Raw genomic sequence first — 25,775 nt, forward strand, 5'->3', positions numbered from 1 at the left:
ATCGTGACATCGCAGAGCGGGGAGCCTGCCGTCGCCAACGAAGACGCGATGGTGTTGATCGTCGACGACGACGCCATGCTGCGCGCGGGACTGGGCAACCTGTTCCGGTCGGTCGGCATGCAGGTCATGCTGTTCGGCTCGGCGGCCGAGCTGCTCGAATACAAGATGCCGGACGTGCCCTGCTGCCTCGTGCTCGACGTACGGCTGCGCGGCCCCAGCGGCCTCGACCTGCAGACCCGCCTCGGCCAGATGGGCATTCATATCCCGATCATCTTCATGACGGGCTACGGCGATATCGCGATGACGGTGGCGGCCATGAAGGCCGGCGCCGAGGATTTCATGGCCAAGCCGTTCCGGGACCAGGATCTGCTGGACGCGGTATCGGCGGCGCTCGAGAAAGACCGGCTGCGCCGCCGCGGCCTGCGCAAGGTGGAAGAGATCCGCACGAATTACGCCACGCTGACGCCGCGCGAGTCGGAGGTCATGGGCATGGCGGTGGCCGGGCTGCTGAACAAGCAGATCGCCGGCGAGATCGGCATCAGCGAGGTCACGGTAAAGATCCACCGCGGCCAGGCCATGCGCAAGATGAAGGCCCGCACGTTCGCGGACCTCGTGCTGATGGCCCAGCAGATCGGGATCTGCAAGACCGAGTAAGCTCCCCCGGGTAGGCTCCTACTTTCCTGCGTCGCGCTCGAGCACGAGCGCGCGCAGCAGCATCCGCGTCTGTTCCAGTATCACGCGCTGAATCCTGGCCGCCTCGTCGGGACCGATCGTTTCCCATCCCATTGCGCGCAATACGTTGCGCTTCTTCGTCGGAAACGCCGCGCCCTGGCCGTCGATCGCGATCGTGCGGATGCGCGTGATCTCGTCCGTCGCCGGGCGTCCGGTCAGCCGGCCGATCAGCGAGCTCGTGACGCCGAACAGCCGCTGGTTGAGGCCGCGGTCGAACAGGTCGAACGCGGCCGGCGGCCCCAGGCCCGCGCGTTCGCGCGCGAGAAACTGCCGCCACGGCGTGGTATCGCCGCAGTCCGCCGCGAACGACACGAATACCGACTGGATGGCGAGGTAGGCGTCCATCAGCGCGTCGTCGCCGGCCTCGCCCGCATCCGCCCGCGCCAGCACGGCCTCCGCCGCCGAGACCGTCGGCTCCAGCCGCGCCCAGACCCGGTCGATGATGAACTGGATGCAGGCGAGGTACACCCCTTCCTTGTTGTCGAAGTAGTACTGGAGCGCCGGCGCATTGACGCCCGCGTGCCGGGCGATGTCGCGCGTGGACGCGCCCTCGAAGCCGTGCGTGCCGAACAGTTCCAGGGCTGCCTCGATGATCCGCGCGCGGGTTTCTTCCCCACGCTGGTAGCCGCCTTCCGCCGCGGGCCGGTGTCGCGCCATGTGTCCTTTCCTTTTGTGGTGTTTCGCTACAGGCCGAAATATAACAGTTGACACATTTTTTCCAAGTGGAATAATTGTGCGCTCCTATCGCAATTGCACGACGCATCCCTCATGTCGGCCTCCTCCTCCCCGTCCGTACCCGCGTCCTCCGTGGACACTCCGGCCAAGGCCGCGCCCGCGCGGGCGTCCGGCCGCCGCCGTTTCCTGATTGTCGCCGGCGTGGTCGTGCTGGTCGCCGCCGCGGTCTACGGTGTGCGCTGGTGGACCTATGGCCGCTTTATCGAAAGCACCGACGACGCCTATCTCCAGGCGGACAGCATGGCCGTGGCGCCGAAGGTGACGGGCTATGTCGCCGAGGTGTACGTGCGCGACAACCAGCAGGTGACGGTGGGCCAGCCGCTCGTGCGCCTCGACAATCGCCAGTACCAGGCGGCGTTCGACGAGGCACAGGCCACCGTCAACGCGCGCCAGGCCGATGTCGCGCGGGCCGAGGCAGATCTCGCGCAGCAGAAGGCCCGCATTGCCCAGGCCGGCGCGCAGGTCGAGGGGGCGCGTGCCGACGCAACGTACGCGGCCTCGCAGGTGGCACGTTACGCGCCGCTCGTGAAGTCGGGCGCCGAGACCGAAGAGCGCAGCGCCGAGCTGCGCAACGCCCAGACGCGCGCGACCACGACGCTCAATGCCAACGAGGCATCGCTGAAGGTCGAACAGACGCAGGTCACGACGTTGCAGGCGCGCCTGCAACAGGCGCACGCGCAGCTTGAAGTGGCCGAAGCCAGCGCGCGTCAGGCCAGGCTCGATCTCGACGATACGGTCGTGCGGGCGACGCAGGCCGGGCGCGTGGGCGATCGCGGCGTGCGCGTGGGCCAGCTCGTACAGCCGGGCACGCGCCTGCTGACCGTGGTGCCCGTGCAGGAGCTCTATCTCACCGCCAACTTCAAGGAAACGCAGGTGGGTCGCATGCGTGCCGGGCAGACCGTGACCATCCACGTCGATGCGCTGCCGGGCGAGCCGCTGCACGGCACCGTGGATAGCCTGTCGCCGGGAACCGGCTCGCAGTTCGCGCTGCTGCCCGCGCAGAACGCCACGGGCAACTTCACGAAGATCGTGCAGCGCGTGCCCGTGCGTATCCACGTGGATGTGCCGAACGACGCGCGTCCGGTGCTCGTGCCGGGGCTGTCGGTCGTGGTCGATGTCGACACGCGGGCGCATGAGTCAAGCACGACCGCGGCCACCGGAGCCGCGCATGGCTGAGGCCGCCGCGGCCGCGGGCGCCGCGGGCAACCCTGCCACGCCGGCGCGGCAGCCCAACGCGAGCACGGGCGACTGGATCGCGGTCGCGGCGGGCTCGCTCGGCGCGCTGCTCGCGACGCTCGATATCTCCATCACGAACTCCGCGCTGCCCCAGATCCAGGGGCAGATCGGTGCGGCCGGCACCGAGGGCACGTGGGTGTCCACGGGCTACCTGATGGCCGAGATCGTGATCATTCCGCTGACCGCATGGCTCACGCGCGTGTTCGGCCTGCGCCGTTTCCTGCTGTGGAACGCGGTGCTGTTCACCGCGTTCTCGATCATGTGCGGGATGTCGCATTCGCTTACCGAAATGGTCATCGGCCGTATCGGGCAGGGATTTGCCGGCGGCGCGATGATCCCGACCGCGCAGACGATCGTGCGCACGCGGCTGCCGCGGCATCAGATGCCCATCGGCATGTCGATGTTCGGGCTGATCGTGCTGCTCGGTCCGTTGCTCGGCCCCGTGGTGGGCGGCTGGCTGGCGGAGAACGCGAGCTGGCGCTGGTGCTTCTTCCTCAATCTGCCGATCACGATGGTGCTCGTGCCGCTGCTGTATTTCGGTCTGGAATCCGAGAAGCCCAACTACCGCAGGTTCGTCGACGCGGACTGGCTTGGCATCGTCGGCCTCGCCATCGGCCTCAGTTCGCTGACCGTGGTGCTGGAGGAAGGGCAGCGAGAGCGCTGGTTCGAGTCGCACCTGATCGTGTGGCTGTCGGTGGTCTCGGCAGTGGGCATCGGCATGATGATCGTGGGCCAGTTCACCGCGAAGCAGCCGATCGTACGGCTGCGCCTGCTGCTCAACCGCAGCTACGCGAGCGTGATCCTCATCGTATCGACGGTCGGCGCCGGGCTGTACGGCGTGGCCTATCTGCTCCCGCAGTTCCTGTCGACGATCTCCGGCTACAACGCCGAACAGGCCGGCGGCATCATGCTGCTATCGGGGCTGCCGGCGTTCCTGATGATGCCCGTATTGCCGCGCCTGCTCGGCAAGGTCGATAGCCGCTGGCTCGTGATCACGGGCCTCGTGCTGTACTTTGCCAGTTGCATGCTCGATATCTCGCTGACGACGGACAGTGTCGGGCACGACTTCGCGCTGTCGCAGATCCTGCGCGGTTTCGGGCAGATTCTGGCGATGATGCCGCTGAACCAGGCGTCGATGGCGGCCGTGGCCGCCGAGGAGGCCGGCGATGCGGCGGGCCTCTACAACATGGCGCGCAATCTCGGCGGCTCCATCGGCCTGGCGCTGCTCGGCACGCTGATCGACCGCCGCAACGCCTATCACGATGCCGTCATTCGCGAGTCGGTCACCGCGAACAGCACGATCGGCCAGGAACATATGGCGCAGAGCATCGGCGGCTTTATCGCGCAGCACGGCGATGCCGCGCACGCCAAGCTGCAGGCCGTGGCGCAACTGTCGGGCGAGATCGCGCGGCAGGCCGCGGTGATGACGTTCTCCGAAACCTTCTACGCACTCGGTGTCGCGTTGCTGCTCTGCATTCCGCTGGCACTGATGCTCAAGTCGCCGCGCGCGGGCACGCCGCTTTCTTCCGGCCATTGATGCCGGCTCCGGACATGACACGTATTCCCTTCGCCCACCGCACGCTGGCCGCGCTGACTGCAATTGCCGCTGCATTGGCGGCCGCGGGCTGCACCGTCGGCCCCGACTACCATGGCGCGCCCGACGTTGCCGGCAACGCGCTGACCGCACCCGCGTTTCCGCATGCGCCGGTGCGCACCACCACCGCGCCCGGCGTGGCCGACTGGTGGCACGCGCTTGGCGACACGCAGCTCGACGGCCTGATCGCCACGGCGCTGGCCAACAGCCCCGATATCCGCGCGGCGCGGGCCCGCGTGCGTCAGGCTCGTGCCGGCCTGCGCGGCAAGGAGGCCAACCTTCTGCCCAAGGCCAGCGTCGATGCGGCCATGCTGCGCACGCGCTCGCCGGACCTGTCGGCGCTCTCGTCCCAATCGGGCGATGGCAATGCGGGCGGCGGCGGTGGGCGGGGTCCGCTCACGCTCTATATCGCGGGCTTCGACGCCAGCTGGGAGCTCGACCTGTTCGGCGGCACGCGGCGCGCGGTACAGGCCGCCTCCGCCGAAGCGGAGGCTTCGTCGGAGGAGCTGGCCGATGCGCATGTGCAGCTGGCCGCCGATGTCGCGCAGGCCTACGTGAACCTGCGCGAGCAGCAGGCCAGCCTTGCGCATCTGCGCGCTTCGGAAAAACTGGAAGCGGACATCCTCGACCTCACGGAGCAACGCCGCGCGCGCGGCGTGGCGTCGCAGCTCGAGGTGGAGCGGCTGCTCACCCAACTGGAGAACACGCGCGCGCGCATCGCGCCCGTGGAGGCGGCGATCGTCGAAGCCAGCGATCAGCTTGCGCAATTGACCGGCCGCGGTCCGGGCACGCTCGATGCCGAACTCACGGACGCGAGGCCGCTGCCGCAACTGCCGGAAACCGTCGCCGTGGGCGATCCGGCCGCGCTGCTGAAGTCGCGGCCCGATATTCGCGCGGCGGAGCGGCGGCTCGCGTCGCGTACCGCGCAGATCGGATCGGCCAAAGCCGACTGGTTCCCCAAGGTGTCGCTGCTGGGATCGCTCGGTTATTCGGCGGCCGTGCCGGGCCACCTCGTGCGCAAGGACAACGCGACATGGCTCACGCTGCCGCGCCTGCAATGGAACGCGCTCGACTTCGGCCGCGTGGCCGCCAACGTCGATAGTGCCGAAGCCGGCCGCGACGAGGCACAGGCCACGTACGAGAGCACGGTGCTCAAGGCACTGCGCGATGCCGACATCGCGCTCTCCCGCTATGGCTATCAGCGCGAGAACGTCGTGACGCTGCGTCGCGTGGAGGCGTCGGCCGAGCGAGCCGCCACCCTGCAGCAGCAGCGCTATCGCGCGGGCACGGCGAGCTTGCTCGAGTGGCTCGACGTCGAACGCACGCGCGTGGTGGCACAGCAGGATCGCATCTCGGGCGATGCGGGATTGCTGCGCGACTACGTCTCGCTGCAGAAGTCGCTCGGTCTCGGCTGGACCAACGGCGGCTGACCCTATAACTCGTCATGGCGCGGGGGCCGGAATCCGTTGCGATAGGCCAGCGCGGCGTCTGCCTCGCCGTGGACCGGGAACGTGACGGTGCGGTGCCCGTCGTCCCGCGCCAGATCGAGGTACGCCTGGATGGCAAAGCTGTCGATGTCGATCAATCGAGGCTGCCCGGGTAGCGCCAGCACGGAGTCGGGGGCGAGGAGCAGATCTTCGATGTCCGAGTGCGGCATGGCATCGGCCTCCTCGGGATCCTCGCTGACCGTTGCGCGGAGGATGCCCAGGGGCGCGCCGTGGCGGGTCACATACAGATAGATCTCGCTGGGATCGCGATTCGAAATTTGCTCGCGCACGACGTAGGCATGCCAGCGCGCGGCGCGGGCGGCGTCGCGCAGGTGAGCCGGCAGCGTGGCATCGTCCGCGGCCGCGGCGTAGCGCTCATGCCAGCGCGTCGCGACACCGAGCACCGTTTGCCAGTCCCGATCCGAGGCGCCGCGCCATCCTCCCATCGCCGTCTGCTGAAAGTGGATGACCGCAAGATCGATATTCGCCAGCATCGTCGGGGCGCCATGCTGCCCGGCCAGATGCGGGGTCACGGCGTGGGTCCCGCGCCGTAGCGTGACGGGATAGACATAGTGCAGTGCCGCATGGGCGTTGCCGGCCGCGGCGATCGCCGCGGTTGCGGCGTCGCGAAACGCATCGTCGAGAACCCGGCGCCACGACGGACCCATTGCGTGCGCGTGGTCGCGGACGTGACGCTCGAACTGCGGTGTCCAGGTGCCGTGGAGACCCGATGGCTGACCCAGGCCGGCCCGATCGATCGCCGTGCCGAAGGCTGCCGTATCCCAGCGGCTGCCCGTCAACAGGCGGTAGAGCGCGATGACCAGTTGCACGCGGACGGTGCAGGGGTCGATCTGGCGCCGGGTACGACGGTCGCCGGGCCCGTCCCGCGCCTGCGCCTGCGCCGCGCACGCGCGCGACGCGGCGTATCTCGCTACCGGATCGCCCCCGGGATCGCCCCCGGGATCGGCCCCGAGGTTGGCCGCAGGGTCGTCTTGCGGCGCCACGCACCGCTCCGCGAGCGTGCGGCCGCGGGTCGGATCCGACAGGGCCCGCAGGCATTGCGCGACGTTGGCTCGCCGCGTGCCGGGGTCCGGCGACGGCTGCGCATAGGTGGCGGCGAGCATCAGCATCAGGATATCCATGGGGTTTGTCCAGGAGCGCGTGGCGCCGGAAAGATGACGGTAGCGTGGGCGCCCGCATTGGCTCAATCGCCGACCCGCCAATTGCGTCGCGCCGACGGGGTTAAACTGCGGGGCTTCTCCCCCGATCCCGGTGACTCATGCATTTCAACGCGAACGACAGCATCCTGGTCAATATCGTGGCAAGCGCGATCATCGTGCTGGTTGGCACGCTGATCATGAAGCTCGTCAACCGCTTCTTCCAGGCGCGGCTGCAGGCGGACAACCGTGGCAGCTATCGCGCATGGACCGTTGCCACGCGGAACATCGTGGCGGCCATCATGTTCATGCTGCTGCTCGGCATCTGGGTGTCGGAACTCAAGAGCGTGGCCATTTCGCTGGCGGCGTTCGCGGCGGCCATGCTGCTGGTCGGCAAGGAACTCGTGATGTGTTTCCTTGGCGCGTTCATGCGCATGATCTCGCGCCCGTTCCAGCTTGGAGACCTCGTCGAGATCGGGCCGTTTTCGGGCGAGGTCATCGATATGGACGTGCTGTCCACGACGCTCGTGGAGGTTGCGCCCGCGCGCCAGTACACAGGTTTCACGGTGCTCGTGCCCAACAGCATGTTGCTGACCACGGCCGTGCGCAATCACTCCAAGGCCGGCGGCTACGCGCTGGACATGGTGCGCATTCCGCTGCCGGTCGGCACCGATCCCGATGCGGTGGAGGCCGGCCTCCTCGCGGCCGCGCGCGAGGCATGCGCGGCGTTCATGGACGAGGCCGGCCGCGAACTGCGGCGGTATGGCGACATGCGCTTCGTCGATCTGTCGCAGTTCGAGCCGCGCGTGGTGTTCGACCCCGTGGACGCCGGCCGCTACGACGCCGTGGTCCGGTTTCCGGTCCCCATCGGCTCCCGCCTGCCCGTGGCGCAGAAGATTGTGCGCGCTTACTACCGGCACAGTGCCCAACAGAAAGAAACGCCCGTGTCAGACGCTGGATGACTTCCCAAAATCACGCGCCGGTGTAGTGTTCGGGTAGCCACGCCCGCGACGTGGCACCGGACAAGAGCGGATGACTGGCAGGTGTCGAGGGAGAGTGGATCATGGCGTCACGGGTTGCGCGGTCATGCGTCGGGCAGTCATGGGTGGGGCGGTCATGGGTAGCGGTATGGCTTGCGGCCGCCATGATGGCCGTGCTGCTGGGGGGATGCGCGGGCCTGCCCCCCAACGAGGGCCGCACCCGGACCACCGCGATCACGGACAACGCCGACACGGCGCTCGGCAAGGCGCTGGCGCCCCGGCTGGCCCGCAACCCCGGGCAATCGATCTTCTATCCGCTGGGCACCGGGCCCGATGCGCTGGCCGCGCGCCTGGCGCTGGCCCGGGCTGCCACGAAATCGCTCGATCTCCAGTACTACATCTTCGACGCCGACCACACGGGCAAGGCGCTGATCGGTGACATCATCGATGCCGCCGACCGCGGCGTGCGCGTGCGCATCCTCGTCGATGACCTGCACGCGGACAAGTCCGACAAGGTCTGGGCCGCGGTGGATTCCCACCCCAATATCGAGGTCCGGCTGTTCAATCCGTTTGCCCAGCGCGGCGGGCGGTGGCTCCAGCTGCTGGTCGATTACGGCCGGCTCAACCGCCGGATGCACAACAAGCAGATGACGATCGACAACCTCGTGACGATCGTCGGCGGCCGCAATATCGGCGATGCCTATTTCTCGGCACGGCCCGACGTGGATTTCTCGGACCTCGACGTCATGGTCGCCGGCCCGGTGGTCCCGGCGGTTTCGGCCACCTTCGATCAGTACTGGAACGACGAGAGCGCCTATGCCGTGGCGACCCTCGTGCCCGAAGGGAAGGAAGCGCCGGCCGAGATGCGGGCGATGCGCAAGCAGATTCAGGAAGAGGGCGAGGCGGCACGGGCCAGCCCCTATGTACAGGAGCTGCTCGACTCCGGTCTGGCCAAGGGCATCGAGGCGGGCCGGCTGCCCGGCTACGTCGGCGGCGGAGGCGTGATTGCGGACCGCCCCGAGAAGATCAGGGAGGATCCGGACGACGCGTCGTCGCACGGCAGTCCGCAGCTGCGCAAGCTGCTGGAGCAGGCGAAATCGGATCTGGTGCTGGTCTCGCCGTATTTCGTGCCCAACGAAGACGGCATCGACTGGTTCAAGGCGCAGATTCAGCGGGGCGTTCATATCCTCGTGCTGACGAATTCGTTCGAGGCGACCGACGTCGCGGCCGTGCATGCCGGCTACGCGCCCTGGCGGAAGAAGCTGCTGCATGCGGGCGTGGAGTTGTACGAGCTCAAGGCGACCGCCTTCGGCGACCTGACCCGCACGACCAAGAAACCGCGCATGTTCGCTTCCTCGCGCGCGAGCCTGCATGCCAAGGCCTATATGGTCGACCGCCAGCGGCTCTATATCGGCTCGCTGAACCTCGACCCTCGCTCCATCCGGCTCAACACGGAGATGGGCGTGGTCGTGGAAAGTCCCACGCTGAGCCAGCGCTTTGCCGACAACATGGACAAGACCCTGCTCGACGTCGCCTACAAGGTGGGGCTCAGGAAGGACGAGAACGGCAGCGAAACGCTCACGTGGACGACGCGCGAGCAGGGCGGCGCGATGGTAACCGTGGACAAGGAACCCGGCATGAGCGCGTTCCAGCATATTGGCGTCAATCTGCTGCGCCTGCTGCCGATCGAGGACGAGCTCTGATCAATCGGCGTCGCCGAGCAGGCCATTCGCCTTGGCGTATTCGTAGAGCTCGTAGTCGTTGCTGAGCCCGAGTTTCTTCATGGCCACGCTCTTCTGCGCGCTGATGGTCTTGGCGCTGCGGTTGGCCACGCGCGCGATCTCCACGAGCGGAATGCCCTGCGCGCAACGGCGCAGTACCTCGAGCTCGCGGCGGCTCAGGCGCGGGCCCGGTTCGGGACGGTCGGGGTGGGCGAGGGACAGCATCGACTGCACGAGCGGCGTGACGTAGTGCTGGCCGCGGAATGCGGCGCGGATGGCCGGAAACAGCTGCTCGACTTCGTCGGCCTTGTTGATGATCGACGACACGCCGACTTTCCAGATATTGCGGATAAGCGCGGGATTGTCGAGCATCGTCATGACGACGATGCGCGTGGTCGGGTACCTCCGGCGCAGCAGTTGCAGCATCGGCAGGCCGTCGCCGAACTGGCCGCCCGGCATCGCATAGTCCGTCACGATGACGTCGCACGAGGCGGTATCGAGCCGCCGCACGAGTTCCGTGGAATTGGCTGCATGACCGACGATCTCGACGCCGTTGCCCTGCGCAAGCGCGCGGGCGATGCCATCGAGGACAACGGGATGGTCGTCGGCAACGATAACCTTGATCATGACAGTCGGATTCCAGCGCAGCGAAAGCAGGGGGCGACAAGCGGCCCCAGATAATAGGATTTCTCCTAGGCTGCGGGGCTAGGCCTGTACTTAAATCGCGCTGTGAATATTAGCCAAACTGCGGTGTTACAGGGGACGACTCCGCCTATGCAGACACTGCGCGCGCGGGGTCGTGCCGGCATTCCGCCTAATTGGCAAACTGCTCGAGGACCGTCGTCATCGTCTGCAGGCCCGCTTCGATCAGATGCTGCATGTACGCGCTCATCTGCGGCATTACCAGCATCAGCACGAGCATGCCGCCGGCCAGCGTGATCGGAAAGCCGACCGCGTAGATCGACAACTGCGGCGACGCGCGGTTCAGGATGCCCAGGGCCAGGTTCAGCGTGAGCAGCGTGGCGATCATCGGCAGGGCCAGCAGCGTGCCCCAGGCGAAGACCAGCGATCCCGCGCGTGCGATCGCACCCCAGCCGTGGCCAGAAAGCGGCGAGGCCGCGATCGGCAGCCCGTTGAAACTGTCCACCACGGTGGCGAGCATGGTCAGGTGGCCGTCCACCGCCAGAAACATCAGCGTCGCCACGAGGTTCATGAAGCGCGACAGGACCATCGTCTGGCCGCCCGAATTGCGGTCGTAGAACGACGCGAACGACAGGCCCATCTGCAGGCCGGTGTATTCGCCGGCCACCTGCACCGCGGCGAACACGAGCCGCATCGTGAAACCCATCGCCACGCCAATGCCGACCTCGTTGACGATGATCAGCAGCCCTTCGTACGAATACGCGGGCACGGCGGGGATATTGGAGAGGGTGGGCGAGACGACTGCCGCCAGCAGACCGGCCAGGGCAACCTTGGCGCGGCGGGGGATGCTCGACTCACCGAACAGCGGCGCCGTGGCGATCAGGGCAAGCAGCCTGAACATGGGCCACAGGAACGCGGCGATCCAGCCGTAGAGCTGGTCGGTGGTGACGTCTAGCATGGAAGGCCGCTCAGCGCGCCATCGCGGGAATGCTTTCGAACACTTCCCGCATGTAGTCGACGTATGTGTTGATCATCCACGGACCGACCAGCACCATCGTGATGAACAGTGCGAGCAGCTTGGGGATGAACGTCAGCGTCATTTCGTTGATCTGCGTCGCGGCCTGGAACAGGCTCACGACGAGGCCGGCCACGAGCGCCACCAGCAGCAGCGGCGCGGACAGCATCAGCGTCATCTTCATCGCCTGCGTGGCGATGGTCATCACTATCTCTGGCGTCATGGCGGCTTCCGGTCAGTTCATGAAGCTCTGCGCGAGCGAGCCGAGCAACAGCTGCCATCCATCGACGAGCACGAACAGCATGAGCTTGAACGGCAGCGAGATCGTCGCGGGCGGCACCATCATCATACCCATCGCCATCAGGACGCTGGCGACGACGAGGTCGATGATGAGGAACGGGATGAAGATCGTGAAGCCGATCTGGAACGCGGTCTTCAGTTCGCTGGTCACGAAGGCGGGCACGAGGATCGACATCGGCACGTCTTCGGGACCCTGCATCTCGGGCGCCTTGGCCATCTGCGCGAACATGGCGAGATCTTTCTCGCGCGTCTGGCGCAGCATGAACGCGCGCAACGGCGCGGCGGCCTTGCCGGCGGCGGCCTCGAGGCTGATCTTGTTTTCGGACAGCGGCTTGTAGGCGTCGGTGTAGATCTTGTCGAACACCGGCGACATCACGAAGAACGTCAGGAACAGCGACAGGCCGACGAGCACCTGGTTGGGCGGCGAGGACGCCGTGCCGAGCGCGTTCCGCAGCAGGCCGAGCACGATGATGATGCGCGTGAAGCCCGTCATCATCAGCATCGCCGCCGGCAGGAACGACAGCGACGTCATCAGGATCAGCGTCTGGATCGACAGCGACCAGATCTGACCGCCACCCGGCGCAGGCTTGCTGATTACGCCGGGCAGGCCCTGTGCCGACGCGAGGGACGGCGACAGCAGCGCGAGCGAGAGCAGCGCGAGGGCGGCAAGGGGCCCCACGGCCTTGGGCAAGCGCCGCGCAATCGCGGCACGCACGTTGTTCATGACTTCTTCAGGTTTTCCTGCATCGACCGCAGCAGCCGTTCGGCGAACGAGCCGGACATGCCGTGCGGCGGCTGGGTGCCGGTGCCGGACGTACTGCCGTACACATGCGCGGCGCGGTCTGCCGGTGCCGGCATCGTATGGAGCGGACGGATCTCGCCGGCGGAGACGCCGAGCACGATCCAGGTGTCACCCACCTCGACCATCACCAGACGCTGGCGCGCGCCGAGCATCAGGCTGCCGACGACCTTCATCGCGCCGCCGCCGTTGGTATGGCGGACGAGGCCGGTACGCCGCGCGATCCATGCAATGGCGAGGATCAGCGCGATGACGCCGAACAGGCCAAGGCCGGCCTGCGCGAGGCTGCCGCCGGTGCTGATGGCCGGTGCCGCGCCGTGGCTGGCGGGACTGGCCGCCACGCTGCTGGCAGCGCTGGCCGTGCTGAGCACGAGCGCGTCGGCGGCATGAGCGGCCACCGAGGCCATCGACAACGCGCCGGCGCACACGCGGCGAATGAAAGGCCGGCGCACGAACGGCCGGCCCGTTACGGCTGTCATTTGTTGAGCTTCCGGATACGTTCCGACGGCGTGATGATGTCCGTCAGGCGAATGCCGAACTTGTCGTTGACCACCACCACTTCGCCCTGGGCGATCAGGTAGCCGTTGACGAGCACGTCCATCGGTTCGCCGGCCAGGCCGTCGAGTTCCACCACCGAACCCTGCGCGAGTTGCAGCAGGTTCTTGATGGGCACCTTGGTGCGGCCGAGTTCCACCGTCAGTTGCACCGGAATATCGAGAATCATCCCGATATCGTTGTGGAAGCCGGTCGGAGCGTCCTGCGCCAGCGGCGGGAACACGGCGGCTGCCGCCGGAGTTGCCACGGGCGATGCCGCGGTAGGTGCTGGCGTGGCGGCAGGTTCTGCCTCGGCACTGGTCTGCTCCGCGAGGGCGCTGGCCCAATCGTCCATCGGATCGACCGGCTTGTCCTCTTTGCCGTCAGTCATGATCGGTTTCCTTGTTGGAATCGGTGTCTTGGTAATTGATCATCCGTTCTACGCGCAACGCGTACTGGCCGTTCATCGTGCCAAAACCGCATTGCATGACGGGCACGCCGTCGACCTTGCCGAACAGATGTTCCGGCAGTTCGATTGGCAGCACGTCGCCGGCGCGCAGCGCGAGCACATCGCCCACGGTGCTTTCGAGATGGGTGAACTCGGCCACGAGCTCGACTTCCGCCGAGCGAAGCTGGTCGGAGAGCTGGCCGAGCCAGCGCTTGTCGACCTCGACCTCATCCTGCAGCGGGTTGGTCAGCAGTTCGCGGACCGGCTCGATCATCGAATAGGGGAAGCACACATGGAGCTGGCCGCCCACGGCGCCGAGCTCGATATGGAACGCGGTGGTCACCACGACCTCGGTCGGGATCGCGATGTTGGCGAACTTGGTATGCATCTCCGACCGGACGAACTCCAGGTCGATCGGATGCACGGTGCGCCAGGCTTGTCCGTAGCTGTTGAGCGTCAGGTCCAGCATGCGCCGGATGATGCGCTGCTCGGTCTGCGTGAAGTCGCGGCCTTCCACACGCGTGTGGAAACGGCCATCGCCGCCGAACAGGTTGTCGACGACGAGGAAGACCAGGTTCGGGTCGTACACGAAGAGCGCGGTGCCCCGCAGCGGCTTCATGTGGACCAGGTTCAGGTTGGTCGGGACCGGCAGGTTGCGCACGAAGTCGCCGTACTTCTCGATGCGCACGGTGCCCACCGAAATGTCGGCGCCGCGGCGGATGAAGTTGAACAGCGCCGACCGCAACGAACGCGCGAAACGCTCGTTGATGATCTCGAGCGTGTGCAGACGGCCGCGGACGATGCGTTCCTGCGTCGCGAGGTTGTAGGGACGGATCCCGGTCTCGTCGGCCGCGGGTGCGCTGCTGGCTTCAGGTGTATCGGCTTCTCCCGATACACCTTTCAGTAGTTCGTCAACCTCGTCCTGCGAGAGGAACTTGTCGTAGGCCATCTAGTGTCCTGCCCCATGAACGGCTGTGTAAATATCAAATTGCTTGGGTTCGCGGGGCGGCCCTGCCTTACTGCACCACGAACGATGTAAACAAGACATCCAGGATCTTCTGCGGCGGCAGACCCGTCGCGAACGGCTGGCTCACCGCCTGCTGGATGTCCTGCGCCAGCTTGCGCTTGCCTTCCACGGTCGCGAGATCGGCCGGCTGGCGCGCCGACAGGATCAGCAGGATGCGGCTGCGCGCTTCCGGCTGGTACTGCTGGAGACGCGCCTGCGTTTCGCTATCCGCCACCTTCAGCGACAGACCGGTGTGCAGGAAGCGATCGCCGTCCTCGCTCTTGAGGTTGACGGTGAACGCATCCAGCGGCACGAAGATCGGCGGCGGCACGACCGGAGCGGCCGGAGCCGCCGGAGTGTGGCTGCCACCGAAGACGCTGCCGAGCACGAAGCCGCCAACGCCCAACGCTGCCACCAGCACGCCGCCGCCAATCAGCAGCAGTCGGCCGCGCTTGCTGGGGTTGCCGCCAGTCTGGGAGGGGGAAAGCGTGTTCGCCATGAGAAGCCTGTGTCGAATTGCCTGCCATTCTTCCGGAATCGCAGACAAGCAAAGGGCCGATAAAAAGGGGGAAACCCGCTCAGCTTGGCCGTTTGAGCCGAACGGGCGTGGCAAGGCGCTGGCGTGTGCATGCCAATCGCCCCTGCATGCATTGGTTAACGAATCGCCCGGGCGGAACTTAAGACACCCGTGTCGCGAAAACAACGGACGTGCGGCGTCGCTCGGGTCTTCTATGTCGGTTTCAGGGGACGGGCTAGGCTGGATAAGGCTTTGCGGTCGTTACTCTTATATAAGATATAAGACATTTGATCTCTCTCCCACTTCGGATTACAATCACGGCGGCACGGTCGGCTACGCCGGTCGCTGCGACGAGACAGAAAAGAACTGAAAACCCTATTACCAGCAGGTTCCCATGCTTGATAACTATCGTGCCCATGTCGCCGAACGCGCCGCGCTTGGCATCCCTCCGCTGCCGCTGACCGCGCAGCAGACCGCCGACCTGATCGAACTGATCAAGAATCCGCCGGCCGGCGAAGAGCAGACCCTGCTGGATCTGATTACCTATCGTGTGCCGGCTGGCGTGGATGACGCCGCCAAGGTCAAGGCTTCGTACCTGGCCGCCGTGGCACTCGGCAGCGAGAAGACGCCGCTGATTTCGCGCGCTCGCGCTACCGAACTGCTGGGCACGATGCTCGGCGGTTACAACATCTCGCCGCTGATCGAGCTGCTCGACGACGCCGAAGTGGGCGCCGTGGCCGCCAACGGCCTGAAGACCACGCTGCTGATGTTCGATGCCTTCCACGACGTCAAGGAAAAGGCCGACAAGGGCAACGCCCACGCCGCCGCCGTGATCAAGAGCTGGGCCGAGGGCGAGTGGTTCACGAGCCGTCCGGAAGTGCCGCAAAGCCTCACGATCACCGTGTTCAAGGTGACCGGCGAAACCAACACCGACGATCTGTCGCCGGCCCCGGACGCCTTCTCGCGCCCCGACATTCCGATGCACGCGCTGGCGATGCTGAAGAACGCGCGCCCCGGCATCACGCCGGAAGAAGACGGCAAGCGCGGCCCGATCAAGTTCATCGAAGACCTGAAGGGCAAGGGCAACCTGGTCGCCTACGTCGGCGACGTGGTGGGTACGGGCTCGAGCCGCAAGTCGGCCACGAACTCGGTGCTGTGGTTCACGGGCGAAGACATCCCCTACGTGCCGAACAAGCGCTTCGGCGGCGTGTGCCTGGGCAGCAAGATCGCTCCGATCTTCTACAACACGATGGAAGATGCCGGCGCGCTGCCGATCGAACTCGACGTGTCGCAGATGGAAATGGGCGACGTGATCGAACTGCGTCCATACGATGGCAAGGCGCTGAAGAACGGGCAGGTCATCTCCGAATTCAAGGTCAAGTCCGACGTGCTGTTCGACGAAGTGCGCGCCGGTGGCCGTATTCCGCTGATCATCGGCCGTGGCCTGACCGCCAAGGCACGTGAGGCGCTGGGCCTGGCCCCGTCCACGCTGTTCCGTCTGCCGCAGAACCCGGCCGACTCCGGCAAGGGCTTCACGCTGGCGCAGAAGATGGTCGGCCGTGCGGTTGGCCTGCCCGAAGGCAAGGGCGTGCGTCCGGGTACGTACTGCGAGCCGAAGATGACTTCGGTGGGTTCGCAGGACACCACGGGCCCGATGACGCGCGACGAACTGAAGGACCTCGCGTGCCTCGGCTTCTCCGCGGACCTCGTGATGCAGTCGTTCTGCCACACCTCGGCCTATCCGAAGCCTGTGGACGTGAAGACGCACCACACGCTGCCGAAGTTCATGAGCACGCGCGGCGGTATCTCGCTGCGTCCGGGCGACGGCGTCATTCACTCGTGGCTGAACCGCATGCTGCTGCCCGATACCGTGGGCACCGGCGGCGACTCGCACACGCGTTTCCCGATCGGCATCAGCTTCCCGGCAGGTTCGGGTCTGGTGGCGTTTGCCGCGGCCACCGGCGTGATGCCGCTGGATATGCCGGAATCGGTGCTGGTCCGCTTCAAGGGCAAGATGCAGCCCGGCGTGACGCTGCGCGATCTGGTCAATGCGATTCCGCTGTACGCGATCAAGCAGGACATGCTGACCGTGGCCAAGCAGGGCAAGAAGAACATCTTCTCGGGCCGTATCCTCGAAATCGAAGGTCTGCCCGACCTGAAGGTGGAGCAGGCATTCGAGCTGTCCGATGCGTCGGCCGAGCGTTCGGCTGCCGGCTGCACGGTGCGCCTGAACAAGGAACCGATCATCGAATACATCAACAGCAACATCACGCTGCTGAAGTGGATGATCGCGCAGGGCTATGAAGATGCACGCAGCCTGCAACGCCGTATCAAGGCGATGGAAGCGTGGCTGGCCAAGCCGGAACTGCTCGCGCCCGATGCGGACGCCGAGTACGCCGCCGTGATCGAGATCGACCTGGCCGACGTGCACGAGCCGATCGTGGCCTGCCCGAACGACCCGGATGACGTGAAGACGCTGTCCGACGTGGCCGGCGCCAAGATCGACGAAGTGTTTATCGGCAGCTGCATGACCAACATCGGCCACTTCCGCGCCGCGTCGAAGCTGCTCGAGGGCAAGCGCGACATTCCGGTGAAGCTATGGGTGGCACCGCCGACCAAGATGGACCAGAAGCAACTGACCGAGGAAGGCCACTACGGCGTGTTCGGCCAGGCCGGCGCCCGCACGGAATCCCCGGGCTGCTCGCTGTGCATGGGCAACCAGGCCCAGGTCCGCGAGGGCGCGACGGTGATGTCGACCAGCACGCGTAACTTCCCGAACCGCCTGGGCAAGAACACGAACGTGTACCTCGGCTCCGCCGAACTCGCCGCCATCTGCTCGCGCCTCGGCCGCATCCCGACCAAGGACGAGTACATGACCGACATCGGCGTGATCAACGCCAACGGCGACAAGATCTATCAGTACATGAACTTCGACAAGATCGAAGACTTCAAGGAAGTGGCGGACACCGTCACGGCCTAAGCTTCCGGGCTTATTGAAAACCCCACGCGCAGCGATGCGCGTGGGGTTTTTTTGTTACGTGCAGTGCGATTCGCGCCTGGACCTAAAAAGCAGAAAGGGCGCTCGCGCGCCCTTTCTTAAGAGATGCCTTTGGGGCATCGAGTAAATGGGTGCCATTTGGGACACCAAGTAACCCGAGCATCGGGGCATTCACCGCCGCAGTTGTCAAGCGCGACTGCGGACTTGCGAACGACTGAAGCATTCGGCATGGATTGCGATGCCACGAGGCTGCTGTGACCTCAGTCATCCGGAAGGCCCCAAATGATTTCGAGTGGGCGATGTTAGATGAGTCGGAGGGGGGCATCCATCGCACTTGTGCGATTTCATTTATGGCGACCGCCTCACGCACGCTGACTAGCGCTTGTGCCTTCGCCAGCCGTGAGATCTGCCTCGAATGTCGCAGTTGCCAGAAATCATAATTGGCTTGCAGGCCAAGCCATGTTTCGGCAGTCGGACCGCCAACCCACTGCTCAAGTCGAACGGCCACCTCGGTGCTTACGCTTGCGCGCGCGTTGATCACGCGCGACAACGGTCCGGAGTTCGCTGGTAAGGTGCTGGATGCGTGGGCCTACGAGGCAGGCGTTACGCTCTCGTTCATTCGACCGGGCAAGCCTGTGGAGAATGCCTATATCCAGAGCTTCAACGGTCGGTTCCGCGACGAATGCCTGAACTAACACTGGTTTGTTTCGATGCGTCACGCCAAGACGCTGATTGTCTAATCGCATGCCGTACTAAAACCGGGGGCAGGTCAGAACGGTCCACGCGCGCGTACGCGGATCCTTCACCGCTATTCAGTCCTCTTATGATCGGGGCATGAAGGCGACGCTCGGCGTCGTTCTGCGGAAGCTCGTGACGGGCGTGGCGTATTCAGACGGAGCTGAAAAAAGCCCCGCATCGGCAGGGCTTCTCAAACCTTGGAAGTGGTGCATTCAGCGGAGAATTCCAACGTAAGCGCCGCCTTTGAAGTTTGTTTCCTCTTCCCATTTCCGGAGTTCTTCCGCCCTGGCCCTCAACGCCTCAACGCTCATGTCGGGTCTTGCGAAAAGGGCACGCACGCGAGCGAGTGCCGCGCGTTCCTCATCAGCTTCGGTGAGGCGGGGCTTGGCGACAAGTCGAGGTTTAGCAGTAGCTCTATTAGCCATGACATCGTCCCGGGTTGGGAATCAGCAAAACAACATTGTTCAATCTTACTAGCTTCTCACCGGGCGCGTCATGGTGCGGGCGCTTCGGCCTCTGATGCGCGCGACGCGAAACCCATGTGAGGAGTAATACTCTATCGTTTCCTTGAGAGGTGCGTCGAGCACAATGTACGCCGAACCAAAAACTGCAGCGACGGCTTCGAGAACCGCTTCGATGGCCAAGAATCCCTTCCCCTTTGATTGGTCTTGATGCTCGTCGCGCTCGATGAACAGCAGCTTCGTATGAAGCCCTGCCTTTGAAACGCGGATCAGAGAAAGAATGCAAACGATCTCCGCTGTGCGTATCCCGACGAAGCAGCTTTTCGTGGTGGAACCGCACTTGCGCCGAGCGGCGTCCCAGTTAAGCTTTGCCACGGATCTCCATTTGCCGATGATGTCTGGGACCTGTCGGCTATGCACAATTTCGGCCTGAACCGTAAGGTCGTTCATCAAACCTCGAATTCTGTCCTGTGCCACGTCGAGTGCGAGTTGAACTCTCTTTATAAAGCGCATACGCGCTTCCGAACGTACCGACATTTTTCACCGTGGGGTTGTTCTACGAGGCGGCCGCCGCTGGAGCCGCATGTTTGTGAGCGGTGATAGTAGAAGAGTCGATAGTGGGCATCCATCGGCGTTATGCGAAATGTTCCTTCAGAACGTAAAAGCCCACGCGCATCGCTGCGCGTGGGCTTTTGCTGGGCGTGCAGACTTACGCCGCGAAGCCACCATCGATGTTCAGGTTGGCGCCCGTCACGAACGCCGCTTCCGGGCTCGCGAGGTAAGCGACCATGCCCGCGATTTCTTCGGGGCGGCCGTGGCGGGGCAGGGCCATCAGGCCGTGGAGGGACGTTGCGAAGTCGCTGTTCTCCGGATTCATGTCGGTGTTCACAGGTCCCGGCTGGACGTTGTTCACCGTGATGCCCTTCGGACCGAGGTCGCGGGACATGCCCTGCACCAGGCCCTTGAGCGCGGACTTGCTCATCGCGTAGGCGGCGCCGCCAGCGAACGGCATGCGGTCGGCGTTGGTGCTGCCGATGTTGATGATCCGGCCGCCTTCGCCCATGTACGGCAGCGCTGCCTTCGCGGCGACGAATACCGCGCGGACGTTCACCGCCAGCGTCAGGTCGAAGTCCTCGAGCGAGAACGCCTCGACGGGGCCGAGGCGCAGCACGCCTGCATTGTTGACGAGGATGTCGATCTTGCCGAATTCGCGTGCGGCCTCGTCGATGGCCCTGGCCAGTGCGGCCGTGTCGGCGGCATCGGCCTTGTAGGCCTGGGCGCGGCCGCCCTCGGCGCGGATGGCGTCGGCCAGTGCTTCGGCGCCCGCGGCCGACTGCTGGTACGTGAAGGCGACCGCCGCGCCCGCGTTGGCCAGCCGGCGGACGATGGCGGCGCCGATGCCGCGTGCGCCGCCCGTGACGAAGGCGACCTTGCCGGTCAGGTTGCGGGCGATCGTGTCGTTCAGCGTGTTGTCGAGGTTCGTGCTCATGTTCAACTCCAGTTCGAAATCAGTAGAAGGTGAACGGAGTATGGTCGCCGCACTCCCGTACCGGTAGTAATGAAAAAGCAGAAACTTCTTCAACCAAAGGTATAAGACTGGTATAAGCTGCTTTCCATATGGAAGCGCTCAACCTTCTCGAATCCTTTGTGCAGTCGGCCGATACGGGCAGCTTCTCGGCCGCCGCGCGCCGCCTGGGCCTTACGCCGGCCGCAGTCAGCAAGAACGTCGCGCGGCTGGAGTCGCACCTTGGGCTGCGCCTGTTCCAGCGGAGCACGCGGCGGCTCACGCTCACGCAGGGGGGCGAACAGTTCTTCCGGCAGGTGTCCGATCCCTATGCCACGCTGCGCGACGCATTCGCGGGCGCCGCGCAGGATGCCGGTAACCCGACCGGCGTGCTCAAGGTGGGCATGGGCCTCGCGTTCGGCCGCGAGCATCTGTTGCCGTTGCTCAACGATTTCCTCGATCGGTATCCGGCGATCGTGCCGGACTGGCACTTCGACAACCGCGCCGTCGACCTCATCCGCGACGGATTCGACGCGGCGATCGGCGGCGGTATCGAGCTGACCGAAGGCGTGGTCGCGCGCGAGCTCGCGCGCACGCATGTCGTGGTCACCGCCTCCCCCGCCTTCATGAAGGGCCGCCCCATGCCGCGGCACCCGTCCGACCTCGCCGAGCTCGATGGCATTACACGGCGGTCCGCTTCGACCGGACGCGTGCGCGCATGGACGCTGCGGAGCGCGGTAGGCGAGGAAGCCCTCGCCGTGCATCGCACGCGCGCGATCTTCGACGATCCCGAGGCGATGGCACACGCCGCGATGCAAGGGCTGGGCATTGCACTGCTGCCCATGCCTCACGCGGCGCGGTGGCTGGAGTCCGGCGCGCTGCAGCGACTGTTGCCGGGCTGGTGCGCCGACAACGGACCGATCTCGCTCTACTACCCGAACAAGACCCTGCTGCCCGCCCGCACGCGCGTGTTCATCGACTTCGTGATCGATGCCTTCCGCGCACGCGGCATCGGCCGGCGCTTTGACGGTCGTTGAGCCATCTATACTCGTCACATCCCATTCGCGCGGCCTGCCCCATGACCGAACCCGCCGACGAGCGTCCCGTGCCTCCACCTCCGCCACCGACCGTGCCATCGGGATTCCGGCAGGGCATCATCACCGCCATCACGGTACTGCTCGGCTTCTCCCTCGCGTTCTGGCGTTTCTGGGGATTCGAGAGCACGGGCCGATGGAGTTCGCTCTCGATCCTTGCCGGTGCGTGCCTGCTGCTGGCCGTTGCGCTGCAGATCGTCGCGCTGTTCCGCGCGCTGCGCATCGAGGACGATGCCGTACCCGAGTATCGCCGCACCGTACGCTGGTTCATTGCGTCCGCCTTCGCGCTGCTTATCGGCCTGGCCGGCGCGATGATCGACGCCGCGCTGGGCGACTAACCTGTGAAGCAAGTATTTTTGTAATGACTGTCTCCGCGATCTAAGCTGGCTGAGCGACCTGCCCCGCGATTCGTTCCACAACGAGATTGGAGACACTCATGAACGCGTCCAGAAAATGGTGCAGCGCCGCGCTCGCCGGCATGCTGGCCATCGGCCTTGCATCCTGCGGCGGAAGCGACGATGACGATCCGGGCGTAGCGCCCACGGTCCAGTTGCTTTCGTCGCAACCCGACTACGTGACAGGCGGCACCGCATTGATCGACGTCGCGGTACCGACCACCGTCACCGACAAACGTCCGCTGCAGATCACGCTCAACGGCAACGACGTCACCAGCCAGTTCCAGCCGAGTCCGGCCAACGGTTCGCATCGCCAGGCCGTGGTAACCGGACTGACCAATGGGCTCAACAGCGTGGTCGCGCGCGTCGGCAAGGCGTCGTCGACGATCACGATGACCAACTATCCGATCACGGGCCCCGTGATCTCCGGACCGTGGCAGACACCGTTCATCTGCCAGACATCCACGTTCCTGTTGCCCGACGGCTCGACGCTTGGCGCGGCGCTCGACGCCAACTGCTCGGCGGCCACACGCGTCACCTACATGTACCAGTCGACGACGGACGGTACGCTCAAGCCGATGACGAGCACCGCCGCGCGTCCGGCCGACGTTGCCACCGTCACCACGCTCGCGGGGCAGCAGGTGCCGTTCATCGTGCGCGTGGAAACGGGCACCGTCGATCGCGGCATCTACCAGAACGCGGTGCTGCACGATCCGACGACCGAGAGCGCGCCCACGCCGCTGAAACCGCCCAAGGCCTGGAACCGGCGCATGATCGCCATCGAAGGGTTCGGTTGCCCCGGCGGATGGTACGTGCAGGGCGGCGCGCAGGGCAACCTGCAGAGCGCGGGCTTCGACTTCAGTCTGCTCAACGTGCAGCGGCTCGCGGAAGGCTATGCGATGTTCGCCAACACGCTCCAGCATGCGTCGAACAACTGCAATGCCGTGCTGGCAAGCGAGGCCGCGATGATGTCGAAGGAAGCCGCGATCAAGACGTTCGGCGTGCCCGACTTCACGGTCAGCGCCGGATGCTCGGGCGGGTCCTACGGTAGCGCGCAGCCGGCCGACCGCATCCCAGGCCTGTTCGATGGCGTGATGCTGCTCTGCACGTTCCCCGATCCGCTCGGCATCGCGTTCTCGGGGTCGGACGGCCATCTGATCACGCACTACATCACGGTCAATCCAACCGCGTTCACGGACGCGCAGATCGCCGCGGTCACGGGATACAAGAGCCGCAAGGCATTCGAGGATGCCGCGAACCAGGCAGGCCGCACGGACCCCGTGCCGAATCGCGTGGACTATGCCGGGTATGTGTCGGCGCCGTTCAACGCGATCGTGCCCACCGCACAGCGGTATGACCCGGTCTCCAATCCAACGGGTATTCGCGGTACGGTCTACGACGCGTCGAAGAACATCTACGGCGTGAATCCCGCAACGGGTTTCGCACTGCGGCCGTTCGACAACGTCGGCGTGCAATACGGGCTCGCGGCGCTCAATGCGGGATCGATCACGACCACGCAGTTCCTCGATCTCAACGAACGGATCGGCGGCTACGACCAGGATGCGAACTATGTTCCCGCACGTACGGTGGGCGACGCGGGCGCGATCCTGCGCGCGCAGCAGAGCGGCCTGCAGCTCGGCACCAATGGCGGCCTCGCCAGCATTCCCGTGTTCGACGTCACGGGCATCTACAACGACGACTCCGGCTATCACTACCAGTGGTTCCACTTCGCCGTGCGCGAGCGCATGGTGCAGGCCAATGGCGATAGCCGCAATCACGTGATGTGGCGCGGCAATCCGGTGCCGTCGGCCAACGCGTGGAACACCTTCATTCAATGGGTGGCCGCGTACAAGGCCGACAAGACCGGCACGGCGCAGAAGGACAAGGTGGTGGCGTACAAGCCGGCGGCGGCCGTGGATGGATGCTGGAGCGACGCGAACACCTTCGTCACGGAGACGCAGACGCTGAGCCCCATCGCCAACACCACCTGCAACGGCCTGTTCCCGTCGTGGACGGCGCCGCGCATCGTGGCCGGCGGGCCTGTCGCGGCCAATATCATCAAGTGCACGCTCAAGCCGATAGCCGCCACCGACTACACGGTGATGTTCTCGGGTGCCGAGATGACGCGGCTCCAGCAGATCTTCCCGAACGGCGTATGCGACTGGAGCAAGCCCGGTATCAACCAGACCGGCGTGGTGCCGAACGGCTCGTTCGGCCCGTCGCCGGTCAACGTGGTATTCGATATCACCAAGACCTGACGCGCCGGCTCAGCTCCGCGTCGGCTCCACGGCCTGCTGTACGGGCCGTGTGGCCGGCGTGTCGGTGGGGCTGACCACCGCGTAGAAGTAGCGCCCCTGACGCCAGTACTGCGCAAGCAGGTTGCCATCCTTGCGATTGCCGTTGTCGAAGTGCAGCACGTCGCCGGGCGGCCGCACATAGAACACGATCGACTGCCCCTGCGCATTGCGGTAGAGCACCATCGCGGCCGTGCCCTGCTGCGCGGACATCAGCCGCCCGCTCACGGGTTTGAAGCCATATGCGCTGAAGTCGGGCAGCGTTTCCGGCTGCACGAAATGATGGTTGAGCCAGGCCTGCAACTCGCGCGGATCGCTGGCCTTGATATCGACCATCATGCCGTCGTCGCCGGCGTTGGCCACCGCGTTCGCGGACACGGGCTGTATATCGTTCGACGCGAACATGCGATACGCCTGCACGGCATCGGCCATCGGCAGATACGTCTGGCGCATCGCGTACTCGCGCGACTGCCAGCCGCCAAAGCCGCCCACGACGAGCGCCATCATGACGGAAGCGGCAATCGACATGCGCTGGCGCGTGCGATCGCGCAGCGTGCGGCGAATGCGGAACGGATCGAGCCGCGCGGGCGTATCGGCCGGCGGCGGCTCCAGGCTCGCGCGCAATCGTTGCGAGGCCAGGCGGATCTGCTCGATCTCGCGCGCGATCTCGGGGTGCGTCGGCAGCAGGGCTTCGATCTGGCCGCGCCGCGTCTCGTCGAGCTCGCCATCCACGTAGGCGTGCAGTTCGGGTTCGGTGGGCATCAGGGCATTCATTTCATCACCTGCAGGGAAGGTTGGGCAACGACCTGGCCTTCGGTCAGATCGCGGAGCGCCTTGCGCGCGCGCGAGATACGCGACATCACCGTGCCGATGGGCACGCCGAGCGTATCCGCGGCCTCCTGATAACTGAGTCCTTCGACGGAGACGAGCAGCAGCAACGCGCGCGCATCGACGGGCAACCGGTGAAAGCCGTCGAGCGCCGAGCGCGCGAGCACCACGTCTTCGGTCGAGGGCGCCATGTCCTCGTCCTGGCCCACGCCGAACAGCGACAGCAGGCCCGCATAACGCTTGGCGCGCCGCTGGCCGTCGAGGAACACGCGATAGAGAATCGAGAACAGCCACGCGCGCAGATCGCCCTCGTCGCGCCGCGTCTCGCGACGCGACAGCGCGCGCTCGAGGCAACTCTGCACGAGGTCGTCGGCGCTGGACTCCTGGCGCGTCAGCGACAGCGCAAAACGGCGCAGCCGCGGAATCACCTCGCGCAGTTCGTCATCGGTAAAGTCCTTGCTCATGTCGGTCAGCCCAGTGGGCTTTCGGGTTCAACTGCAGGGAAGACGAACGGCATCGGGGATTATTCCACGCGTCCGCGAAAAAAATGGACGCACGTG

At 65.6% G+C, this 25,775-nt stretch carries 24 protein-coding genes and 1 pseudogene; 11 read left to right on the plus strand and 14 right to left on the minus strand.

The window, feature by feature from the left end:
• Window positions 1-3: 3 nt before the first annotated feature.
• On the plus strand, window positions 4-654 hold the full coding sequence (locus FOB72_RS27960) for a response regulator transcription factor (RefSeq protein WP_150376316.1): 651 nt from the start codon (window positions 4-6) through the stop codon (window positions 652-654).
• Between the two features lie 18 nt (window positions 655-672).
• Here FOB72_RS27960 and FOB72_RS27965 read toward each other — a convergent pair whose 3' ends face one another.
• Window positions 673-1,389, minus strand: a complete 717-nt coding sequence (locus FOB72_RS27965; RefSeq protein WP_150376318.1) for a CerR family C-terminal domain-containing protein — start codon at window positions 1,387-1,389, stop codon at window positions 673-675.
• A gap of 111 nt (window positions 1,390-1,500) precedes the next feature.
• On the opposite strand from FOB72_RS27965, the gene FOB72_RS27970 reads away from it, so the two are divergent.
• Genes FOB72_RS27970 through FOB72_RS27980 form a run of 3 tightly spaced genes read left to right on the plus strand, consistent with a single transcriptional unit; the run spans window position 1,501 to window position 5,727 of the window.
• On the plus strand, window positions 1,501-2,643 hold the full coding sequence (locus tag FOB72_RS27970) for an HlyD family secretion protein (RefSeq protein ID WP_150376320.1): 1,143 nt from the start codon (window positions 1,501-1,503) through the stop codon (window positions 2,641-2,643).
• Window positions 2,636-4,240: a DHA2 family efflux MFS transporter permease subunit gene (locus FOB72_RS27975; protein WP_150376322.1), complete on the plus strand. Its 1,605-nt coding sequence runs from the start codon at window positions 2,636-2,638 to the stop codon at window positions 4,238-4,240. Before FOB72_RS27970 ends, FOB72_RS27975 begins: the two co-directional genes overlap by 8 nt.
• Window positions 4,241-4,254: 14 nt before the next feature.
• Complete coding sequence (locus tag FOB72_RS27980; RefSeq protein ID WP_150376324.1) at window positions 4,255-5,727, plus strand: efflux transporter outer membrane subunit; 1,473 nt, start codon at window positions 4,255-4,257, stop codon at window positions 5,725-5,727.
• Between the two features lie 2 nt (window positions 5,728-5,729).
• Here FOB72_RS27980 and FOB72_RS27985 read toward each other — a convergent pair whose 3' ends face one another.
• Window positions 5,730-6,926, minus strand: coding sequence for a hypothetical protein (locus tag FOB72_RS27985; protein WP_150376326.1), 1,197 nt, complete (start codon window positions 6,924-6,926; stop codon window positions 5,730-5,732).
• A 137-nt stretch (window positions 6,927-7,063) separates the two neighbouring features.
• Here FOB72_RS27985 and FOB72_RS27990 point away from each other — a divergent pair, with 137 nt between their 5' ends.
• Window positions 7,064-7,903, plus strand: coding sequence for a mechanosensitive ion channel family protein (locus FOB72_RS27990; protein ID WP_150376328.1), 840 nt, complete (start codon window positions 7,064-7,066; stop codon window positions 7,901-7,903).
• Window positions 7,904-8,004: 101 nt separating this feature from the next.
• Window positions 8,005-9,624, plus strand: coding sequence for a phospholipase D family protein (locus FOB72_RS27995; protein ID WP_150376330.1), 1,620 nt, complete (start codon window positions 8,005-8,007; stop codon window positions 9,622-9,624).
• Here FOB72_RS27995 and FOB72_RS28000 read toward each other — a convergent pair whose 3' ends face one another.
• From FOB72_RS28000 to fliL, 8 genes are all read right to left on the minus strand, one after another.
• Entirely contained in the window at window positions 9,625-10,269 is a 645-nt protein-coding gene (locus FOB72_RS28000) for a response regulator transcription factor (RefSeq protein WP_150376332.1), read from the minus strand.
• A 187-nt stretch (window positions 10,270-10,456) separates the two neighbouring features.
• Window positions 10,457-11,242 carry a flagellar biosynthetic protein FliR gene (gene fliR / locus FOB72_RS28005; protein WP_150376334.1) on the minus strand — a complete coding sequence of 262 codons (786 nt, stop codon included), beginning with the start codon at window positions 11,240-11,242 and terminating at the stop codon, window positions 10,457-10,459.
• 10 nt (window positions 11,243-11,252) lie between these two features.
• A complete protein-coding gene (gene fliQ, locus FOB72_RS28010) occupies window positions 11,253-11,522 on the minus strand; it encodes a flagellar biosynthesis protein FliQ (protein ID WP_150376336.1) in 270 nt (89 codons plus the stop codon).
• A 12-nt stretch (window positions 11,523-11,534) separates the two neighbouring features.
• Complete coding sequence (gene fliP, locus FOB72_RS28015; RefSeq protein ID WP_223851601.1) at window positions 11,535-12,323, minus strand: flagellar type III secretion system pore protein FliP; 789 nt, start codon at window positions 12,321-12,323, stop codon at window positions 11,535-11,537.
• The gene (fliO, locus tag FOB72_RS28020; protein ID WP_411859854.1) at window positions 12,320-12,877 is read right to left on the minus strand and encodes a flagellar biosynthetic protein FliO; all 558 of its coding nucleotides are present in this window, start codon (window positions 12,875-12,877) and stop codon (window positions 12,320-12,322) included. The genes fliP and fliO overlap by 4 nt, the downstream gene beginning before the upstream one ends.
• On the minus strand, window positions 12,874-13,323 hold the full coding sequence (gene fliN / locus FOB72_RS28025) for a flagellar motor switch protein FliN (protein ID WP_150376338.1): 450 nt from the start codon (window positions 13,321-13,323) through the stop codon (window positions 12,874-12,876). Before fliN ends, fliO begins: the two co-directional genes overlap by 4 nt.
• Window positions 13,316-14,329, minus strand: a complete 1,014-nt coding sequence (gene fliM / locus FOB72_RS28030; RefSeq protein ID WP_150376340.1) for a flagellar motor switch protein FliM — start codon at window positions 14,327-14,329, stop codon at window positions 13,316-13,318. Before fliM ends, fliN begins: the two co-directional genes overlap by 8 nt.
• A gap of 67 nt (window positions 14,330-14,396) precedes the next feature.
• Window positions 14,397-14,885 (minus strand): flagellar basal body-associated protein FliL, encoded by a 489-nt coding sequence (gene fliL / locus FOB72_RS28035; RefSeq protein WP_150376342.1) that lies wholly within the window; start codon window positions 14,883-14,885, stop codon window positions 14,397-14,399.
• A 412-nt stretch (window positions 14,886-15,297) separates the two neighbouring features.
• Here fliL and FOB72_RS28040 point away from each other — a divergent pair, with 412 nt between their 5' ends.
• Complete coding sequence (locus tag FOB72_RS28040) at window positions 15,298-17,883, plus strand: bifunctional aconitate hydratase 2/2-methylisocitrate dehydratase (protein WP_150376344.1); 2,586 nt, start codon at window positions 15,298-15,300, stop codon at window positions 17,881-17,883.
• 554 nt (window positions 17,884-18,437) lie between these two features.
• Window positions 18,438-18,593: pseudogene (locus FOB72_RS28045) on the plus strand (integrase core domain-containing protein); the annotation flags it as partial.
• A 519-nt stretch (window positions 18,594-19,112) separates the two neighbouring features.
• On the opposite strand, the gene FOB72_RS28050 reads toward FOB72_RS28045, so the two are convergent.
• Window positions 19,113-19,550, minus strand: coding sequence for a hypothetical protein (locus FOB72_RS28050; protein WP_150376346.1), 438 nt, complete (start codon window positions 19,548-19,550; stop codon window positions 19,113-19,115).
• Window positions 19,551-19,809: 259 nt separating this feature from the next.
• Window positions 19,810-20,589: an SDR family oxidoreductase gene (locus FOB72_RS28055; protein ID WP_191002287.1), complete on the minus strand. Its 780-nt coding sequence runs from the start codon at window positions 20,587-20,589 to the stop codon at window positions 19,810-19,812.
• 128 nt (window positions 20,590-20,717) lie between these two features.
• Here FOB72_RS28055 and FOB72_RS28060 point away from each other — a divergent pair, with 128 nt between their 5' ends.
• The 3 genes from FOB72_RS28060 to FOB72_RS28070 all read left to right on the plus strand — a co-directional run bounded on the left by FOB72_RS28060 (window position 20,718) and on the right by FOB72_RS28070 (window position 24,351).
• A complete protein-coding gene (locus tag FOB72_RS28060) occupies window positions 20,718-21,641 on the plus strand; it encodes a LysR family transcriptional regulator (RefSeq protein ID WP_150376348.1) in 924 nt (307 codons plus the stop codon).
• A gap of 41 nt (window positions 21,642-21,682) precedes the next feature.
• Window positions 21,683-22,036 carry a hypothetical protein gene (locus FOB72_RS28065; RefSeq protein WP_150376350.1) on the plus strand — a complete coding sequence of 118 codons (354 nt, stop codon included), beginning with the start codon at window positions 21,683-21,685 and terminating at the stop codon, window positions 22,034-22,036.
• A gap of 98 nt (window positions 22,037-22,134) precedes the next feature.
• Entirely contained in the window at window positions 22,135-24,351 is a 2,217-nt protein-coding gene (locus FOB72_RS28070; RefSeq protein ID WP_150376352.1) for a DUF6351 family protein, read from the plus strand.
• A 9-nt stretch (window positions 24,352-24,360) separates the two neighbouring features.
• Here the strand turns inward: FOB72_RS28070 and FOB72_RS28075 are convergent, their stop codons facing one another.
• Together FOB72_RS28075 and FOB72_RS28080 are read right to left on the minus strand one after the other, a co-directional pair.
• Entirely contained in the window at window positions 24,361-25,161 is an 801-nt protein-coding gene (locus FOB72_RS28075; protein WP_150376354.1) for an anti-sigma factor family protein, read from the minus strand.
• Window positions 25,158-25,679, minus strand: a complete 522-nt coding sequence (locus tag FOB72_RS28080; protein WP_150376356.1) for a sigma-70 family RNA polymerase sigma factor — start codon at window positions 25,677-25,679, stop codon at window positions 25,158-25,160. Before FOB72_RS28080 ends, FOB72_RS28075 begins: the two co-directional genes overlap by 4 nt.
• Between the last annotated feature and the right edge of the window lie 96 nt (window positions 25,680-25,775).

The organism is Cupriavidus pauculus (genome assembly GCF_008693385.1).
GTDB classification, from domain to species: Bacteria; Pseudomonadota; Gammaproteobacteria; order Burkholderiales; family Burkholderiaceae; genus Cupriavidus; species Cupriavidus pauculus_D.

Excerpts from the sequence above, each read along its gene's own strand:
- FOB72_RS27965 (WP_150376318.1), bottom strand. The coding sequence starts at position 1,389 with ATGGCGCGACACCGGCCCGCGGCGGAAGGCGGCTACCAGCGTGGGGAA.
- FOB72_RS27970 (WP_150376320.1), top strand. The coding sequence starts at position 1,501 with ATGTCGGCCTCCTCCTCCCCGTCCGTACCCGCGTCCTCCGTGGACACT.
- FOB72_RS27975 (WP_150376322.1), top strand. The coding sequence starts at position 2,636 with ATGGCTGAGGCCGCCGCGGCCGCGGGCGCCGCGGGCAACCCTGCCACG.
- FOB72_RS27980 (WP_150376324.1), top strand. The coding sequence starts at position 4,255 with ATGACACGTATTCCCTTCGCCCACCGCACGCTGGCCGCGCTGACTGCA.
- FOB72_RS27985 (WP_150376326.1), bottom strand. The coding sequence starts at position 6,926 with ATGGATATCCTGATGCTGATGCTCGCCGCCACCTATGCGCAGCCGTCG.
- FOB72_RS27990 (WP_150376328.1), top strand. The coding sequence starts at position 7,064 with ATGCATTTCAACGCGAACGACAGCATCCTGGTCAATATCGTGGCAAGC.
- FOB72_RS27995 (WP_150376330.1), top strand. The coding sequence starts at position 8,005 with ATGGCGTCACGGGTTGCGCGGTCATGCGTCGGGCAGTCATGGGTGGGG.
- FOB72_RS28000 (WP_150376332.1), bottom strand. The coding sequence starts at position 10,269 with ATGATCAAGGTTATCGTTGCCGACGACCATCCCGTTGTCCTCGATGGC.
- fliR (WP_150376334.1), bottom strand. The coding sequence starts at position 11,242 with ATGCTAGACGTCACCACCGACCAGCTCTACGGCTGGATCGCCGCGTTC.
- fliQ (WP_150376336.1), bottom strand. The coding sequence starts at position 11,522 with ATGACGCCAGAGATAGTGATGACCATCGCCACGCAGGCGATGAAGATG.
- fliP (WP_223851601.1), bottom strand. The coding sequence starts at position 12,323 with ATGAACAACGTGCGTGCCGCGATTGCGCGGCGCTTGCCCAAGGCCGTG.
- fliO (WP_411859854.1), bottom strand. The coding sequence starts at position 12,877 with ATGACAGCCGTAACGGGCCGGCCGTTCGTGCGCCGGCCTTTCATTCGC.
- fliN (WP_150376338.1), bottom strand. The coding sequence starts at position 13,323 with ATGACTGACGGCAAAGAGGACAAGCCGGTCGATCCGATGGACGATTGG.
- fliM (WP_150376340.1), bottom strand. The coding sequence starts at position 14,329 with ATGGCCTACGACAAGTTCCTCTCGCAGGACGAGGTTGACGAACTACTG.
- fliL (WP_150376342.1), bottom strand. The coding sequence starts at position 14,885 with ATGGCGAACACGCTTTCCCCCTCCCAGACTGGCGGCAACCCCAGCAAG.
- FOB72_RS28040 (WP_150376344.1), top strand. The coding sequence starts at position 15,298 with ATGCTTGATAACTATCGTGCCCATGTCGCCGAACGCGCCGCGCTTGGC.
- FOB72_RS28050 (WP_150376346.1), bottom strand. The coding sequence starts at position 19,550 with ATGAACGACCTTACGGTTCAGGCCGAAATTGTGCATAGCCGACAGGTC.
- FOB72_RS28055 (WP_191002287.1), bottom strand. The coding sequence starts at position 20,589 with ATGAGCACGAACCTCGACAACACGCTGAACGACACGATCGCCCGCAAC.
- FOB72_RS28060 (WP_150376348.1), top strand. The coding sequence starts at position 20,718 with ATGGAAGCGCTCAACCTTCTCGAATCCTTTGTGCAGTCGGCCGATACG.
- FOB72_RS28065 (WP_150376350.1), top strand. The coding sequence starts at position 21,683 with ATGACCGAACCCGCCGACGAGCGTCCCGTGCCTCCACCTCCGCCACCG.
- FOB72_RS28070 (WP_150376352.1), top strand. The coding sequence starts at position 22,135 with ATGAACGCGTCCAGAAAATGGTGCAGCGCCGCGCTCGCCGGCATGCTG.
- FOB72_RS28075 (WP_150376354.1), bottom strand. The coding sequence starts at position 25,161 with ATGAATGCCCTGATGCCCACCGAACCCGAACTGCACGCCTACGTGGAT.
- FOB72_RS28080 (WP_150376356.1), bottom strand. The coding sequence starts at position 25,679 with ATGAGCAAGGACTTTACCGATGACGAACTGCGCGAGGTGATTCCGCGG.